12 protein-coding genes and 2 tRNA genes are annotated in these 15,823 nt (G+C 57.5%); 7 read left to right on the plus strand and 7 right to left on the minus strand.

Annotated elements, in window-relative coordinates; genetic code table 11:
- Positions 1 to 8: 8 nt before the first annotated feature.
- From IPZ49_RS05715 to ldtA, 3 genes are all read left to right on the plus strand, one after another.
- On the plus strand, positions 9 to 440 hold the full coding sequence (locus tag IPZ49_RS05715; protein WP_063932723.1) for a universal stress protein: 432 nt from the start codon (positions 9 to 11) through the stop codon (positions 438 to 440).
- A gap of 47 nt (positions 441 to 487) precedes the next feature.
- On the plus strand, positions 488 to 3,181 hold the full coding sequence (locus IPZ49_RS05720; protein ID WP_063932724.1) for a cation-transporting P-type ATPase: 2,694 nt from the start codon (positions 488 to 490) through the stop codon (positions 3,179 to 3,181).
- A gap of 62 nt (positions 3,182 to 3,243) precedes the next feature.
- Positions 3,244 to 4,176 (plus strand): L,D-transpeptidase, encoded by a 933-nt coding sequence (ldtA, locus tag IPZ49_RS05725; protein WP_063932725.1) that lies wholly within the window; start codon positions 3,244 to 3,246, stop codon positions 4,174 to 4,176.
- Between the two features lie 135 nt (positions 4,177 to 4,311).
- Here the strand turns inward: ldtA and IPZ49_RS05730 are convergent.
- Positions 4,312 to 4,387: transfer RNA gene (locus IPZ49_RS05730), tRNA-Asn, on the minus strand.
- Positions 4,388 to 4,707: 320 nt separating this feature from the next.
- On the opposite strand from IPZ49_RS05730, the gene nac reads away from it, so the two are divergent.
- The 4 genes from nac (at position 4,708) to IPZ49_RS05750 (ending at position 7,523) form a co-directional block, all read left to right on the plus strand.
- Positions 4,708 to 5,625, plus strand: a complete 918-nt coding sequence (gene nac / locus IPZ49_RS05735) for a nitrogen assimilation transcriptional regulator NAC (protein WP_003859531.1) — start codon at positions 4,708 to 4,710, stop codon at positions 5,623 to 5,625.
- A 96-nt stretch (positions 5,626 to 5,721) separates the two neighbouring features.
- Positions 5,722 to 6,672, plus strand: a complete 951-nt coding sequence (gene cbl, locus IPZ49_RS05740; RefSeq protein WP_193762836.1) for an HTH-type transcriptional regulator Cbl — start codon at positions 5,722 to 5,724, stop codon at positions 6,670 to 6,672.
- A 190-nt stretch (positions 6,673 to 6,862) separates the two neighbouring features.
- Positions 6,863 to 7,216, plus strand: a complete 354-nt coding sequence (locus IPZ49_RS05745; RefSeq protein WP_017383312.1) for a type II toxin-antitoxin system RelE/ParE family toxin — start codon at positions 6,863 to 6,865, stop codon at positions 7,214 to 7,216.
- Between the two features lie 4 nt (positions 7,217 to 7,220).
- Complete coding sequence (locus IPZ49_RS05750; RefSeq protein WP_017383313.1) at positions 7,221 to 7,523, plus strand: helix-turn-helix domain-containing protein; 303 nt, start codon at positions 7,221 to 7,223, stop codon at positions 7,521 to 7,523.
- 45 nt (positions 7,524 to 7,568) lie between these two features.
- Here the strand turns inward: IPZ49_RS05750 and IPZ49_RS05755 are convergent.
- The 6 genes from IPZ49_RS05755 to IPZ49_RS05780 form a co-directional block, all read right to left on the minus strand.
- A tRNA-Asn gene (locus tag IPZ49_RS05755) sits at positions 7,569 to 7,644 on the minus strand.
- Between the two features lie 163 nt (positions 7,645 to 7,807).
- On the minus strand, positions 7,808 to 9,997 hold the full coding sequence (locus IPZ49_RS05760) for a TonB-dependent siderophore receptor (RefSeq protein ID WP_032654151.1): 2,190 nt from the start codon (positions 9,995 to 9,997) through the stop codon (positions 7,808 to 7,810).
- 26 nt (positions 9,998 to 10,023) lie between these two features.
- Entirely contained in the window at positions 10,024 to 11,349 is a 1,326-nt protein-coding gene (locus IPZ49_RS05765; RefSeq protein ID WP_023303945.1) for a lysine N(6)-hydroxylase/L-ornithine N(5)-oxygenase family protein, read from the minus strand.
- Positions 11,346 to 13,088: an IucA/IucC family siderophore biosynthesis protein gene (gene iucC / locus IPZ49_RS05770; protein ID WP_063932726.1), complete on the minus strand. Its 1,743-nt coding sequence runs from the start codon at positions 13,086 to 13,088 to the stop codon at positions 11,346 to 11,348. Before iucC ends, IPZ49_RS05765 begins: the two co-directional genes overlap by 4 nt.
- On the minus strand, positions 13,085 to 14,032 hold the full coding sequence (locus IPZ49_RS05775; protein WP_063932727.1) for a GNAT family N-acetyltransferase: 948 nt from the start codon (positions 14,030 to 14,032) through the stop codon (positions 13,085 to 13,087). The genes iucC and IPZ49_RS05775 overlap by 4 nt, the downstream gene beginning before the upstream one ends.
- A complete protein-coding gene (locus IPZ49_RS05780) occupies positions 14,032 to 15,774 on the minus strand; it encodes an IucA/IucC family siderophore biosynthesis protein (protein ID WP_063932728.1) in 1,743 nt (580 codons plus the stop codon). Before IPZ49_RS05780 ends, IPZ49_RS05775 begins: the two co-directional genes overlap by 1 nt.
- Positions 15,775 to 15,823 lie beyond the last annotated feature (49 nt).

Here is a 15,823-nt window from a genome sequence, read left to right on the forward strand (position 1 = left end):
TGCTTGATATGTATAAAACGATTCTGGTGCCGGTGGATGTATACGAAACAGCATTGTCTGATAAAGCGCTACAGCATGCCCAATTCCTGGCGCAAAGCGCATCGGGTAATGTCCATCTGCTGTACGTTATGCCAAAGTTCTCGGCGGAACTGACCCGCGGTTTTATTGCAGACGCGAGAAAGATGGATGAATATATGATTAATAATGCTAAAGAAAAACTGGCTGCGCTGGTAAAAAAAATCAACCTGGCCGAAGCAAATGTCCATCTACATGTTCGCAGCGGGAATATACGTGATGAGGTAATCAAACTGGCGGATGAGCTTAACGTCGGTGCGATTATTGTGGGATCACGTAATCCAAATATTCAAACTCATTTATTAGGATCAGAGGCGGCGAGTATCGTTCGTTACGCGCATGTTCCTGTTTTCGTTATTCGTTAATGTCATGAAAGCAAGGTGATTTCTGAAAAGAACCTGAGGAAGGAACGATGATAACAGAAAAGCCTCACCGTCCGTATTATCAACAGACCGTTGATGAAACCCTGACAAATATCCAATCCAGCCTCGACGGACTTAGCAGTACAGAAGCCACCGCCAGGCTGGAAAAATACGGTGAAAATGCCTTACCGAAAAAACCGGGTAAACCTGGCTGGCTGCGCTTTCTGGCCCATTTCAACGATGTCCTTATTTACGTCCTTCTGGCGGCGGCGCTGCTGAAGCTGATAATGGGACACTGGGTGGATATGTTTGTCATTCTTGGGGTAGCCATTATTAACGCCCTGATTGGCCATATTCAGGAGAGCAATGCGGAGAAGTCGCTGCAAAGTATTCGCAATATGCTCTCCAGCGAGGCTGTGGTCATCCGGCAGGGCAACCATGAAACTATCCCGACGACAGCGCTGGTGCCCGGAGATATCGTCGTGATACGCGCCGGGGATCGCATTCCTGCCGATCTTCGCGTGACAGAGGCGCACAATCTGCGGGTGGAAGAAGCTATTCTCACCGGCGAATCCACGGTAGTGGAGAAAAGCAGCGATGCGCTCCACGGGGAGTTGCCGTTAGGCGACCGTTACAACCTGCTTTATTCTGGCACCACCGTCAGCTCCGGCGCGGGAAAAGGGCTGGTGGTGGCGACCGGTGGGGAGACCGAACTCGGCCATATCAACCAGATGATGTCAGACATTGAAAAACACCGTACCCCGTTGATGGTGCAAATGGACAAGCTCGGCAAGACCATTTTTATCACCATTCTGGTAATGATGCTGGCGCTGTTCGTTTTCAGTCTTATCTTCCGTGATATGCCCGTATCAGAGCTGGTGCTGTCGTTGATTAGCCTTGCGGTAGCGGCGGTGCCGGAAGGATTACCGGCCATTATCTCGATCATCCTCTCGCTGGGCGTGCAGGCGATGGCGCGTCGCAAGGCGATTATTCGCAAGCTGCCTACCGTGGAAACGCTGGGGGCGATGACGGTTATCTGCTCGGATAAAACCGGCACCCTGACCATGAATGAGATGACGGTAAAAGCGGTGATTACCGCGGACACCACCTACCGCGTGGACGGAGACAGCTACGAGCCGGTGGGCGCGATTCACCCCGTTGACGATCCGACACCGGTCACCGTGACCCAGGGATCTGTGCTGGAGCGCTATCTGCGCACAGTCGATCTCTGTAATGACAGCCAGCTGATCAAAGATGAGCAGGGGCTGTGGAAAATCACCGGCGGTCCAACCGAAGGCGCGCTGAAGGTGCTGGCGGCCAAAATCCCGCTTCCGGCAATTGACGCCGAGTTGCGCAGTAAAATCCCATTTGATTCGCAATATAAATACATGTCCACCCTCTATCGCCTGGGCGACGAAGAGGTGATGTTAATCACCGGTGCGCCGGACGTCCTTTTCCGTCTTTGCCAGCACCAGCAGACCCAAAACGGGCTGGAGCCGTTCAACCTGCACTACTGGGAAGAGAAGATTGAAGAGTATGCGCGCGAGGGATTGCGCATGGTGGCTGCGGCCTGGAAACCGGCTGCCAGCGGGCAGCGCGAGCTGACGCATGCGGATCTGCAAGAAGGGGTCATACTGCTCGGCATTGCGGGCATGATGGATCCCCCGCGCCCGGAAGCCATTTCGGCCATTGCCGACTGCTTGCAGGCGGGCATTCGCGTGAAAATGATTACCGGGGATCATCCACAAACGGCGATGAGCATTGGACAGATGCTGGGTATTGGCAACGCGGCGAGCGCCATCACCGGGCGCGAGCTGGAGGCGATGGACGATCACCAGCTGAGCGAGGCGGCGCAAAAATACGATATCTTTGCCCGCACCAGCCCGGAAGATAAATTCCGCCTGGTGCAGGCGCTGCAAAGTAAGCAGGAAGTGGTCGGAATGACCGGGGACGGGGTGAACGATGCGCCGGCGCTGAAGCGGGCGGATGTCGGCATCGCGATGGGGATCAAAGGTACTGAAGTCACCAAAGAAGCCGCCGATATGGTGTTAACGGATGATAACTTTGCCACCATTGCCCGGGCGGTCCATGAAGGGCGTCGGGTCTACGACAACCTGAAAAAGACCATTTTGTTCGTTATCCCGAGCAACATCGCCCAGGCCTTGCTGATCATTATTGCCCTGCTGGCGGGGAACCTGATCCCACTAACGCCGGTACTGATCCTGTGGATGAACATGGCAACCTCGGCAACGCTGTCGTTTGGCCTGGCGTTTGAAGCGGGTGAGAAGGACATCATGAACCGGCCGCCGCGTAAGTCTAACCTGCATGTGATGGACGGTTATGCCATCTGGCGAGTAGTGTTTGTCGGCCTGATGATTGCCATCAGCGCCTTTGTGCTGGAGGCCTGGCTGCAACCACGCGGCTACTCACCGGAGTTCATCCGCACCGTGTTGCTGCAAACGCTGGTCACCGCCCAGTGGTTTTACATGCTCAACTGCCGCGTCACCGACGGCTTCTCCCTGAGTAAAGGTCTGCTGGCTAACAAGGGGATATGGATCGTGAGCGGCGTACTTCTGGCCCTTCAGCTTCTGATCATCTATGCGCCGTTCATGCAAATGCTGTTCGGTACCGAAGCGCTACCGTTCCGCTACTGGATCATTACCTTCCTGATTGGGTTTGCGATGTTCATGATTGTTGAAGCAGAAAAAGTCCTTACCCGGAGATGGCGCACGACGAAAAGATGACTGAATGAGTAGGCTAAGCCTGCCCACTGGCAGGCTTTCTCTTTGACTGAGTACAGAACACTATGATTCGATTTGCCTCGTTCGTTTTTACGCTTGGTATTCTGGTTCCCGCTGCATCTGCTGTAACCTATCCCCTCCCTCCCGAGGGCAGCCGTCTGGTGGGGGCGCCGATCACCATCACCGTGCCTGAGGGCAATACCCTGCCGCTCGAAGCGTTTGCAGCGCAGCACGGACAGGGGTTGATCAATATGCTGGAAGCCAACCCGGGGGTGGATCCGTTTTTACCGCGAGCCGGAACACAGCTGGTGGTACCCCAGCAGCTTATTCTGCCGCCAACCGTGCGCGAGGGAATTGTGGTGAACGTCGCGGAAATGCGACTTTACTATTATCCACCCGGCAGCAACACGGTTGAGGTGCTGCCTATTGGCATCGGTCAGGCCGGGCGCGAAACGCCGCGTAACTGGGTAACCGCCGTTGAGCGCAAACAGGAAGGCCCAACCTGGTCACCCACGCCAAATACGCGACGCGCTTACGCGAAAGAGGGGAAAACGTTGCCCGCGTTCGTTCCCGCCGGGCCGGATAACCCGATGGGGCTGTATGCCCTCTATATCGGCAGGCTGTACGCGATCCACGGTACCAACTCAAATTTCGGCATTGGTCTGCGCGTCAGCCAGGGCTGCATTCGCCTGCGTAATAACGATATCAAATACCTGTTCGATAACGTTTCGGTGGGGACGAGGGTACAGCTTATCGATCAGCCCTTAAAGGTGACCACCGAGCCGGACGGTAGCCGTTGGGTAGAGGTTCACGAGCCGCTGTCACGCAATCGCGCGGAATTTGAATCGACAAATAAGGTGCCGCTGCCCATTTCAGCCGCACAAAGGACGCAGCTAATAAGTGAAGGGGCGGGGGCTGAGCTGGAACGGCGGTCGGGGATGCCGGTGAAGCTTGCTATGCCCGGTGGCGCTGCGCTTACCGGGCCTACAGGACCGTAGGTCGGGTAAGGCGAAGCCGCCACCCGACAATTTTACCGAACGCAGAATGTAGGTCGGGTAAGCGCAGCGCCACCCGACAAACTGACCGAACGCAGAAAAGCAAAAAGCCTGCTTTAAAAGCAGGCTTTTCAAATTTGGCTCCTCTGACTGGACTCGAACCAGTGACATACGGATTAACAGTCCGCCGTTCTACCGACTGAACTACAGAGGAATCGTGTGAACGGGGCGCATATTATCGACCTGCGTACGCCTTGTCAAAGGATGGATCGCCGACTTTGAACTGTTTGCTGACAAAACCAGCAAAGTGACGTTTTTGCCAACGGAATGCACCATTATTGTGCAGATATACCCCGAATGGGGCAGATCGGAAACCGTTGTCCCCGTCTCAAAACAGGCACCAGTGATTGGCTTTCCTTATTTTCAGCCGCTTAGCAGCGACATACACCCGCTGCAAAAAACTGGCATCCATATTGCAAAACCTGTTTAACAACACAGCCGTTACCGGCACGCTATTTTCGAACAGGGGGCAACATGAACTTAAGACGACTGAAATACTTCGTAAAAATCGTCGATATCGGCAGCCTGACCCAGGCGGCTGAAGTGCTGCATATCGCGCAGCCTGCGCTGAGCCAGCAGGTCGCGACTCTGGAAGGCGAAATGGACCAGCAACTGTTGATCCGCACCAAGCGCGGCGTAACGCCTACCGAAGCGGGAAAAATTTTATATACCCATGCCCGCACGATCCTGCGTCAGTGTGAACAGGCGCAGCTGGCCGTGCACAATGTGGGTCAGACCCTGAGCGGCCATGTCTCCATTGGCCTGGCGCCGGGAACGGCCGCATCGTCTGTCACCATGCCGCTGCTACAGGCAGTGCGCGCGGAGCTACCGGAAGTGCTGGTTTATCTGCATGAGAACAGTGGTTCCGTGCTCAATGACAAACTGCTCAACGGTCAGCTGGATATGGCGGTGCTGTACGATCGCTCCCCGGTTGCCGGGATCACCAGCCAGCCGCTGCTGAAGGAAGATCTTTACCTGGTCGGTACCCGTGATTGCCCCGGCCAGAGCATTGATTTAACCGCTGTGGCAGAGATGAATCTGTTCCTGCCGCGCGACTACAGTGCCGTGCGCGTGCGCGTTGACGAAGCGTTCTCGCTGCGCCGTCTGACGGCGAAGATCATCGGCGAGATTGATTCCATCTCCACGCTGACTGCCGCCATTGCCAGCGGCATGGGTGTAACGGTTCTGCCCGAGTCTGCCGCACGTTCACTGTGCAGCGCGGCGAACGGCTGGATGGCCCGCATCACCACGCCATCCATGAGCTTACCGCTGTCGTTGAATATGTCCGCGCGCGGCTCCCTGTCGCCGCAGGCGCAGGCGGTGAAAGAGATCCTGATGTCTCTGGTCAGTAAGCCGTCGCTGGAAAATCGCGAGCTGCAACTCGTCAGCTGATATTCCAAATAAGCATAAGATGCTGGTTTTTATTATTTGTTCTCCAGCCCGCCTGACTCTAACAATAGCCTTATGTCAGATGCGCCGGAGTGAATTGTGAATTTCCAGCAACTTAAAATTATTCGTGAGGCGGCCAGGCGGGATTACAACCTGACCGAAGTCGCCAATATGCTTTACACCTCTCAGTCGGGTGTCAGCCGACATATCCGCGAGCTGGAGGAGGAGTTAGGCATTGAGATTTTTATCCGTCGCGGCAAGCGCCTGCTGGGTATGACCGAGCCAGGCAAGGCATTGCTGACCATCGCTGAGCGCATTCTCAACGAGGCCAGCAACGTTCGTCGGCTGGCGGATCTCTTTACCAACGACGCTTCGGGTGTGCTGACTATCGCCACCACCCATACACAGGCGCGCTACAGTCTTCCGACGGTTATCAAAGCATTTCGTGAGATCTTCCCGGACGTACGTCTCGAACTGATCCAGGGCACGCCGCAGGAAATTGAAGTGCTGCTGCATAACGGTGGGGCCGATATCGGTATCGCCAGTGAACGGCTGAGCAATGACCCGCTGCTGGTGGCGTTCCCGTGGTTCCGCTGGCACCACAGCCTGCTATTACCCGCCGAACACCCGCTGAACCAGGTTTCACCGTTGACGCTGGAAGAGATCGTCAAATGGCCGCTTATCACCTACCGGCAGGGCATTACCGGGCGTTCGCGCATAGATGAAGCGTTCAAGCGTAAAGGGCTCACCCCGGACGTGGTGCTGGGCGCGCAGGATTCCGACGTGATCAAAACCTACGTCGAGTTAGGACTGGGGATTGGCCTGGTGGCCGAGCAGTCTGGCGGCGAATATGAAGCCGGAAATCTGGTGCGTCTGGATACGCGTCACCTGTTCGATGCGAATACCGTCTGGCTGGGGCTAAAGCGCGGGCAGCTTCAGCGTAACTACGTGTGGCGTTTTATTGAGCTATGCAACGCGGGGCTTTCCGTGGATGAGATCAAACGCCAGGTGATGGAGCCGGAAGAGGTGGCGATCGATTATCAGATTTAACTACGCGTTTGCCCGGGTGCGCTGCGCTTTCCGGGCTTGTATTCCCCCTTCACCCTGTTTCTCCTTTATTTCTGAAGACGGCTTCCATATTTTGCATCCTTAACCTGCATACCAGCCAATCTGTCTGCATAATCGGCACTATAGTTTTGCATCTATATAGTTTTTGATCTATGTTGTACAAGGAGGTCCCGTGTGGGCGATTAAAACTACGGACAGGTTTGACGACTGGTTCACCTCATTAAACGATAGCGAGAGAGCCAGCGTACTGGCCGCGCTACTTGTTTTGCGGGAGAGGGGACCGGGTCTGTCCAGACCGTATGCCGATACGCTGAAAGGCTCCCGCCACAGCAACATGAAAGAGTTGCGTATCCAGAGTAAGGGTGATCCGCTGAGGGCATTTTTCGCTTTCGATCCGAACCGTACGGGTATTGTACTGTGTGCGGGCAATAAGGTCGGTAATGAAAGGCGATTTTACGATGAGATGCTCCTCGTTGCGGATCGGGAATACACTCGCTGGCTGAACACATTAAAAGAGAGGAATTAACGCGATGGGCAGAACCCTGGAGCAGCTTATTGCAGATGAAAAACCTGAGGTTGTTGCCAGCGCACAGGCAATGGCAACGGATATTTTGCTCAATATCCATCTGGCCGAGTTACGTGAAAAAGTGCAAAAAACGCAGGTAGATATGGCCAGGGCGTTGGGTATTAAACAACCTACTGTCGCCGTCATGGAAAAGGCAGGACGCGATATTAAGCTTTCTTCTTTGAAACGCTACGTTGAGGCCGCCGGAGGGAAGCTACGGCTGGATGTAGAACTACCCGATGGTTCTCACTACGAGTTTGTGTTGTAACCCACAAAAGCAAAAAGCCTGCTTTAAAAGCAGGCTTTTCAAATTTGGCTCCTCTGACTGGACTCGAACCAGTGACATACGGATTAACAGTCCGCCGTTCTACCGACTGAACTACAGAGGAATCGTGTGAACGAGGCGCATATTATCGACCTGCGTGCGCCTTGTCAAAGGGGAAAACACCGTTTTTGTTCGTTTGCCGAGAATTTCAGCAAACCGATGATTTAATAGCAAATTTGCTTTCAAATTGCACAGCAAATCGCGCCGCCCGCAGGCGGCGCGCAGGATCAGAACAGAACGGAGTAGTTCAGGCCAAACGTACGTCCACGGCCTTTATAAGTATAAAGACCCGGTGAGCCATAGGTTGGGCTATACAGCCCCGGTGCGCGCTGGCCCCAGGCGGTGGTGTAGTCTTTGTCCAGCAGGTTTTCCACGCTGAAGCTGACTTTGCCCACCGGCAGGGCGTAGCTGCCCAGGAAATCAACGGTGTTATAGCCATCAATCTTCTTACCGTCGGCGTCAGACACGTCGAAGGTTTGTGTGCTCTGCACGCGCAGGGCCCAGTCGCCCGGCGCCCAGTTAACCCATGCGCTGGCTTTAGACGGGCTGGCGCTGTCGACCGTCAGCTTCTCCCATTTCCCGTTTTCACGCGTTTCGGACTTGATGGCGTTAAAGTTCGCCCCGGTGCTCCAGTCGCTGTCGGTGAAGAAATAGTCCACCTGGCCTTCAACCCCATAGATACGACGTTTATCGTCCTCCAGATTGATGGTCATGTCGCTCTTGTTGATGGTGATGGTTTTATCCGAGAGCGAGTAGTAGGCCGCCACCTGGGTACGCAGGTTATCGCCGGTGAAGCGCCAGCCCAGCTCGTAAGCATTGACCTTAATACCGTCCAGCGTTGAGTCGTTCACGTTGACGCTGTTTTGCAGGCGATAGTGACCATCGACCAGCTGATAGGTGCCGGAGCCGTAGTACTTCGCCAGGTCCGGGATCTCGAAGCCTTGGGAGAAGTTAAACCACAGCTGCTGCTGTTCGGTAAGACGTCCAAGGATCCCGGCGTTAAACAGGAAGTTGTTGTAGTCGGTTTTCCCGCCCGGCACCGCGTCAGCGGAGGTCGCTTTGCCCGTGGCGATTGCCTGCTGCTGGGCGTAGCCGACAAAATCGTCCACCTTGTTTTCGGTGTACTGGTAACGCACGCCGCCGCTCAGGGTGATGGCGTCAATGTCATAGCTGGCTTGCAGGAACGGCGCGAGGTTGGTAATGCTGTAACCCGGATAACGGCCCACGTTGTAGGCATTGTCCAGCTCCATGCCGCCGCTCGCCGCCGCTTTGCTCAAGTCAAAGAACTGCTGGTTGGCATCGAACGTTTCGTGGTCGGCGTCCACACCCCAGGTGAGGGTCAGGTCGTCCATCGGCTTGCTGTTCAGCGTCAGCTTGCCGCCGTAAAAATCGGTTTTCTGCTGGGACGCGCCAATGCTGGTCACCGCGCCTTTGCTCAGCGTCGGGAACGGGTAGTAGGTCAGGCTCTCGTCACGGTAGTAAATCTGCGCAACCAGATCCTGACCCCAGAAATCGGTGTTCGAGTATTGCAGGTTGATCAGGTGACGCTCTGTGCCCGGGATACGGTCAGAGTTCAGGTTATCTTTATTATAGGCTTTGGCATCGCCCGTGACCGCAGCGAAATTCTCCCCAAGGAACAGGCCGTGCTTGCCGTCGGATTCGCTCTTGTAGTACTGCGTGGTTAACTGGAGCTGCTGATGATCGTCGATGTTGATGGTGCCTGTCCCCATCACGTCGATACGGTCGGAATACTGCAAGCCGGTCTGGGTGTTATCGATAATCACCTCGTCGCCGTTGCCGTCATACCAGCCGCCGTAGCGCTGATAGGAGACCGACAGACGGCCAGAGGCGTTGTCATTGCCGCCGCTCACGGCTGCGGAGACGTTCTCATCATGGTCGTTATGGCTGTTAAAACCGCTTTTTGCCCCGGTCTGGAACTCCACTTCGGTCTCCGGCTGGCCTTTTTTGGTGACGATGTTCACCAGACCGCCGGTACTGCCGCCGCCGTACAGCGAGGTGGCGCCGGAGATCACTTCGATGCGGTCAATGTTGAACGGATCGATAGAGTCGAGCTGGCGGCTGTCGCTGCGGGAAGAGTTCAGACGTACGCCGTCCACCATCACCATCATGGAGCGACCGCGCAGGTTCATGCCGTAGTTGGTACGTCCCTGGCTGCTGACGTCCATGCCGGGGATCAGCTGGGCCAGCACGTCTTTAATCTCTTTCCCGCCCTGAACCTGCTGCTCAATTTCCGCCCGCTCAATAACCCAGGTGGTTTGCGCCATCTCTGCCACGCTGCGATGTGCCCGGCTGGCGGAGACCACAATATCTTCTTCCTTTTGTTCTTCCGCCCACGCAGAGGTAGAAAGCATGGCAAGCAAGCACGGATTTAAAACCCAAAGATGAGAACGTTTCATTGTTATGTTGATCCTGAATGTGTGTGTCAGTACTCGGTGGTCTTCATTAATGATTTAAAAACCTGGCTGCTCTCCGGGCTGGTGGTGCTCCGCCAGTGGATCACGCCGGGGGTGGTTGCCAGCTCAAACGGCTCGTCATCGTGAGCGCGATTCAAAATTCGCGCCGCGCGCCAGGCCATCAGGCTGAGCTGGGGTTCGGCAATACCGAGACGGTGCATCCCGGCATTGACGGCAAACAGGCGGTTGCTCTGCGGGCCGTCCCATTCAAGGGTGAAATCGTTGTTGATGCAGAAGGCTTCATCCTCATCCAGACGCAGTCGGGAAGAGAGCGGGGCGAGAAACGCGGGCTGCACGGCGCGGTAGCCGGTGGCGAAAATCACCACGTCGCTCTCCAGCTGTTCGCGCCCGCCGTCCAGGTGATGCTGGATGCTGAGGCGATGTCCGGTTTCCTGGCGCGTCAGCGCCGTCACCGAGCGGGACGGCATCAGATGCGCCCAGGGTTTTTCGCGCAGCACTTCGAAGCGGTGATACATGGCGCGATAGATGGCCAGCAGCGACTCGGTGGTGATCCCGTCGGAGGTCATCTTCTGCTCCTGCAACATCTGACGTCGGGCGTCGTCACCAAGGGTCGAGAAGCTGTCCACGTACTCCGGCGTGAAATACTCATTGGCAAACGCGGCTTCATCCAGCGCGTTGTAGTTGTTGCGGCGCGACACCCAGTTGAGGCTCAGCGGCTGCCCCCACTCCCCACGGAAGATATTTAAAAACAGATCCGCACCGCTCTGGCCGCCGCCGACGACGGTGACGCGCTTGCCCGCTAAATCCGGCGTGCGCAGCATCATTTCGCTGGCGTGGAAGCAGGTGTCGTCCTGCGCGGTGACGCAGTCTGGGAGATTGATCTGCTTCCCAATCCCCACGCAGACGTGGCGCGCCAGGAAGCGATCCCGCTGGGTCACGACCTCAAACAGGCCGTTTTGCTCATCAAAGCTGACCTGCTGTACCTGCTGGCTGAAGGCCAGGTTAGTGAGGTTATCCGCCGCCCAGCACAGGTAGTCGGCAAACTCCTCGCGCGACACGGTGCGCTGCTCGGTGGTGAGGAAACGGTAGAACTTTTTGCGCTGTACCAGATAGTTCAGGAAGCTATGGCGGTTGGTTGGCTCCACGGCGCTGACCAGATCCTTCAGGAAGCTGGTCTGCATATGGCAGTCCGGCACCATCATCCCCGGGTGCCAGGAGAAGTGCGGCTTGCGTTCAAGAAACAGCGAGCTAAAACCGTCCAGCCCCTCTGCCAGCGCGGCAATACTGAGGTTGAACGGACCGATACCAATGCCGATGAAATCATAGGTTTTCATTGCGCTGACTCCTGCGAGACCAGAAAAAGAGGGTTATCAAGATCGCAGACGTAGTTCGGCAGCATGCGGCTGCCGCCGTCGTGTTCTGAGAAGGTCAGTTTGACCGGGTTGAGGATCACGCGAATAATCTGCGGCTTAAACAGGTCGAATTTGGCGAAGCGCGCCGCAAGATCCGGATGGGCGGCCATATAGCGACGTAACACCAGCGCCAGGATCTGATAGAAGCGGGTTTCGCTCACGCCGCATTGCAGGGTGAGGCGGGATATAAAGCGCAGCACCGTGACAAAGTTGCCGGTTTGCAGGTCGTGGATGATGTAATCCGCGCTGAGGCGCGCCGTCACCGCTTTTACCTGCTCCGGCAGGCTCTGCGCCTGCGGGAAATCTTCATCCACCAGGCGCATGTCGCCCTGGAAATCCTTCAGCAAAATGCGCTGCGGAACGTAATCTTTCATCACCAGCGTGACGTTCTGGCCGTGGGCGATGAGCGCCACCCCGTAGCGACAGAGCAGGTGATAGAAGGGGATCACCGTCGCCTCAAACAGCTTTTCCAGCCATGCGTCAGCGGTTAACCCCGAGCGTTTGATCCACGCGTCAATCAGCGGGCGCCCCTGGTTATCGGTTTCCATCAGCGCCGCCATCAGCACCGCCTGTTCGCCATCCTGTAAATAGCAGGATGGGTTCTCGCGCCAGATCACCCCCAGCATCTCCTGATAGCGGTACGGCGCCTCAGGCAATGCGGCATAACCCGGATGCGACAGATATCCGGCTGCGGGTTCGCCAAGCACCTGCGCCCCGGAGTGAATCAGCGTGGCATCGCTGGCGAACTGCTGCTGTAGCCAGCGCGAGGCCAGCGGACCGGCGGCGATATACTTGCCCGGAATACCGCGATAGCAGGAGGTGTTGTAGATAGTCAGCGGCAGCTTGATGTCATACGGCGCGCGACGGCTGGCGTTGGTCAGCGTGCGCAGGGACTGCTGCGCCAGATACTCATCGCCGAACTCACCCAGCTCTACCATCTCACCGCGCGCGAGCTGCGCCAGGAAATGAATGGCAATTTTTTGCTGCCACTGCCACGGGTGCAGCGGCACCGGCAGCCAGCTGTCGTCCAGATCCAGCTCCTGCCAGCGGGCGTCGAACCGCTCGTGCTCGGCATCGTCCATGGCGCTGGAGAGCAGGGCGTTAATATCGCAATCGGCGTCGCTGCTCCAGACCAGACGCTCGCGCTGCACGGCGACCCAGTGCAGGCGGAAACGCCCGCGATATTCCGGCGCGTACAGGCGCAGGGCATCCAGCCCCCAGCCGCGGCGTCCCTTGTTGAAAATAAACTTCGGGTGACCGCGCATCAGGCACTGTAGTTCGTCCGGGTCGAGGTGGATCAGCGCATCGGCATCCAGCGTTTCACGCGCCTGCAACAGCTGCATGTCACCCCGCAGCGTGGCGTAGAGATCTTCCATGTGCTCCGCCGTTTGCGCGTCGCTCATCTCCAGCACGGTGGCCAGTTGCAGCAGCGCGTTTTCCGCTTCGACCGCCGCGCCGCTGGTGGTGGTCAGGGTATCAGGGTCAATATGCAGCCAGCCCCATATCCCACGCGTGGCGCGAAACTGCCAGCACGCGTTGCCCATACTGATGCGCCAGTTGTCCGCCGAAACCGGCTCGGCGCGCAGGGTGCGTTCATATTCCAGTTCGGCGAGGATCTTCGCCACCATCTCGCGGTTCACTTTCTGCCAGAGTGCGTTCACAGTTCCACCTCGTGGAAGAAGCGGTGACGCTCGCTCATGATCAGACGGGAGCGTTTGTGCGGGAAGTCGAACTCTTTCACCGTGTCGAAACCGGCGGACGCCAGATGGCGGAACAGACGCTGGTTGTCGAAGCGCGGCTCGGCGACAATGCGCGTGGTGCGCGGTTCATCGAGATACAGATAGTGGCTCAGGCCGCGCAGCCAGCTGCGGATGTATTGCGCGCCGCGCCAGTTTTCTTCACCCACCAGCATGTGCAGCCCGCGGTCAAAGGGCTGCCAGCGGTAGTGGCGGCCAATGCGATCTTCTGCCGCCCAGTAGAGTTCAAAATAGCCGAACGGCTGGTCATCGAAGCAGCCGATAACCGGGTAGCAGTACGTCGAATCAAGCTGGCGGCGCAGGTAGTTTTCCTGCTCGGCCTGCGGTCCCGCCATCTCCCAGAAAGCGTTCACGCGCGGGTTGTTCATCCAGCGGGTAAAACGCTCGCCGTCCAGCGCCACGTCCGCCACGCGGAAGCTCAGGGTGCGCTTAATCTGCGGATCGTAACGGCGGTACACCTCGCTCTGCGGGCGGTGAGGGCGCAGCGGGAAGTACAGCTGACGGCTTTCGTCAAACTGCATTCCGCCGCTCGCCTGCGGACGTTCGCCTTTCAGCCACAGCGGCAGCTGCCAGAAAATTTCACGCGCCAGATAATCCCCGTGAACGAGGCTAAACAGCACCTGCGCCTGAGGTTCATCCTGCCAGGCTGCCCACGGCAGGGTAATGCCGGTCAGGGCGGGCGCGGCAACAAACAGCTGGTCGAGGGCGTCCACCAGCCAGCCGTCCGGGAGCCCGGTCAGCCGCTCCAGCACCGCGCTGCCGTCGAGACCCAGCGTCAGCGGCAGGTTTTGTTCCGTGACCGTGCAGCGAAAGCCGTAGCCGGAATGGACGATATTCGCGTTTGCCATCACGCCTTCTCCTTATAAAACGGGTTGCTAAAGTCGAAATAGATCACCGCCGGATCGACGATGGTGTTTTCGTTGCGATCGTGCAGATAGCAGAAGAAGTTGCCTTTGCAGTTCCAGGTCGGGCTGTCGAGCACGTAATCGAGGCAGCGGGTCTGCTTCGCCGTGGTGCGCAGTTCGGCCAGCGCGTCACGCACGCGGGACATCAGGTTCTCTTCGCTGTCGAAGCCGGCGGCGGCGAGCGCGGCGGTGACGGCAAGGGTAGAGTTCAGCAGCAGGTAATAAGGGAAGTAGCGCAGCAGCTGGCTCTCACCGAAGCGGTTTTCCACCTCGGTTTCACCTGCCTCTTTCAGCCACGCGTCGGCCCCTTCGGTCCAGGCGCTGCCCTGGCAGTCGCGGTAGATCAGCCCAACGGGGAAATCCTGCTGCATCTCAACGAGGATATTTTGCTGGTGCGCCAGCAGGACCAGACCGTAGTCCGCCTCGGCGCTGAACAGCGGAAGCAATACCCGGTCGCAGTAAGCGTCCAGCCAGCAGCGCGCGGCCTGGGCGAGCGGGAGATCCAGACGCTGGCTCAGACGACGCACCGCCGCGGCGAGCAGGCTGTCGCCGCCGTCCGGCGCGGCCTGGGTCAGGCTCACCAGCACGTTGGTTTGCGTTTCAGGGGTATCGAACAGCAGGTTGACGCGCAGGGCCATCAGGCTCTCTTCCTGAACGACGCCGTGCTCATCGCACAGCCCCGCCCAGCCGTCCTCCTGCATCACGCGCATGGTCGGGTAGCGCGCCTGAAGTTCCTGCCAGCGTGCCGTTTTCGCCAGGCGTGCCAGGCGCATGCCGCGCTTAACCTCTTTCACCGACAGCGTGCGCACGGAGTTGGTCAGCCGCACGCTCAGGGAAAACTTAATCATGTCGCTGTTGGTTTCACTGTACAGCGAGCGGGAAGAGCTGGTGGGCAGCCATTGCGCACCGGCTTCGCCCAGATCGCGCAGGGCGCCTTTTTCTACCAGACGCTGGCACCAGTCCTGCTCCAGCAGATAGTCGGCCTGCCACGGGTGCATCGGCAGCAGCCAGCAGGTGTCGGTGAAGTGACCGAGAAGGGCCGGCGCGCTCTGCGCTGCAAAGCGCAGCAGACGTTCCCGCAGGGAGACATTCAGGCTGTCGCCGGTAATCAGCTCATGCTCAACCGCAAACCAGCGCAGCGGGAAGCGGGAGGCGAAATCCGGCAGATAGCGACGCGCCTCGACCTCGTTAAACGGCTCGTGCGACTTTGGGGCAGGATGAAAAGCATGGCCGACCAGCAGCGCCTGTTCCGCTTCGGCAAACGTCAGCGGCTTATCGCGCAGGTTTGCCCAGTTGTGGCGTAAATCAATGGCCTGCCAGGTGTGCGTATGGCTTTCCAGGACGCGCTGCTTAAAGCGAGCCAGCGTATCGGCATCCAGCTCGCCTTTTATCGTCTCTTTTTGAAGAATGAAATCAATCAGTTGATGAAATGTGACCGTGTCACCGCCGTCGCTGTCGGCCTGAATCAGCGTTGCCGGAAAACGATACTGGTGATGCTGCGTGGGGGAGAAATAGCGTACCGGAACCCGAATGGCCTGGGTTGGGGAAAGCGGGATATGAATCTGTGATAACTCATCCGCACGGGTTGCGGGAAGATAATGCCAGTCCTTCGTTTCGCGCAGCAGCGCGTTCAAAAAACACTGGGCCGCAACATCTGTACCGGCGGAGCGGGGCAGAGTACGCATAGTTGTACCTCATTCCATGACTGATAATAATTCTCGTTATGATATTCAT

The organism is Enterobacter cloacae complex sp. S2 (assembly GCF_015159675.1).
GTDB classification, from domain to species: Bacteria; Pseudomonadota; Gammaproteobacteria; order Enterobacterales; family Enterobacteriaceae; genus Enterobacter; species Enterobacter intestinihominis.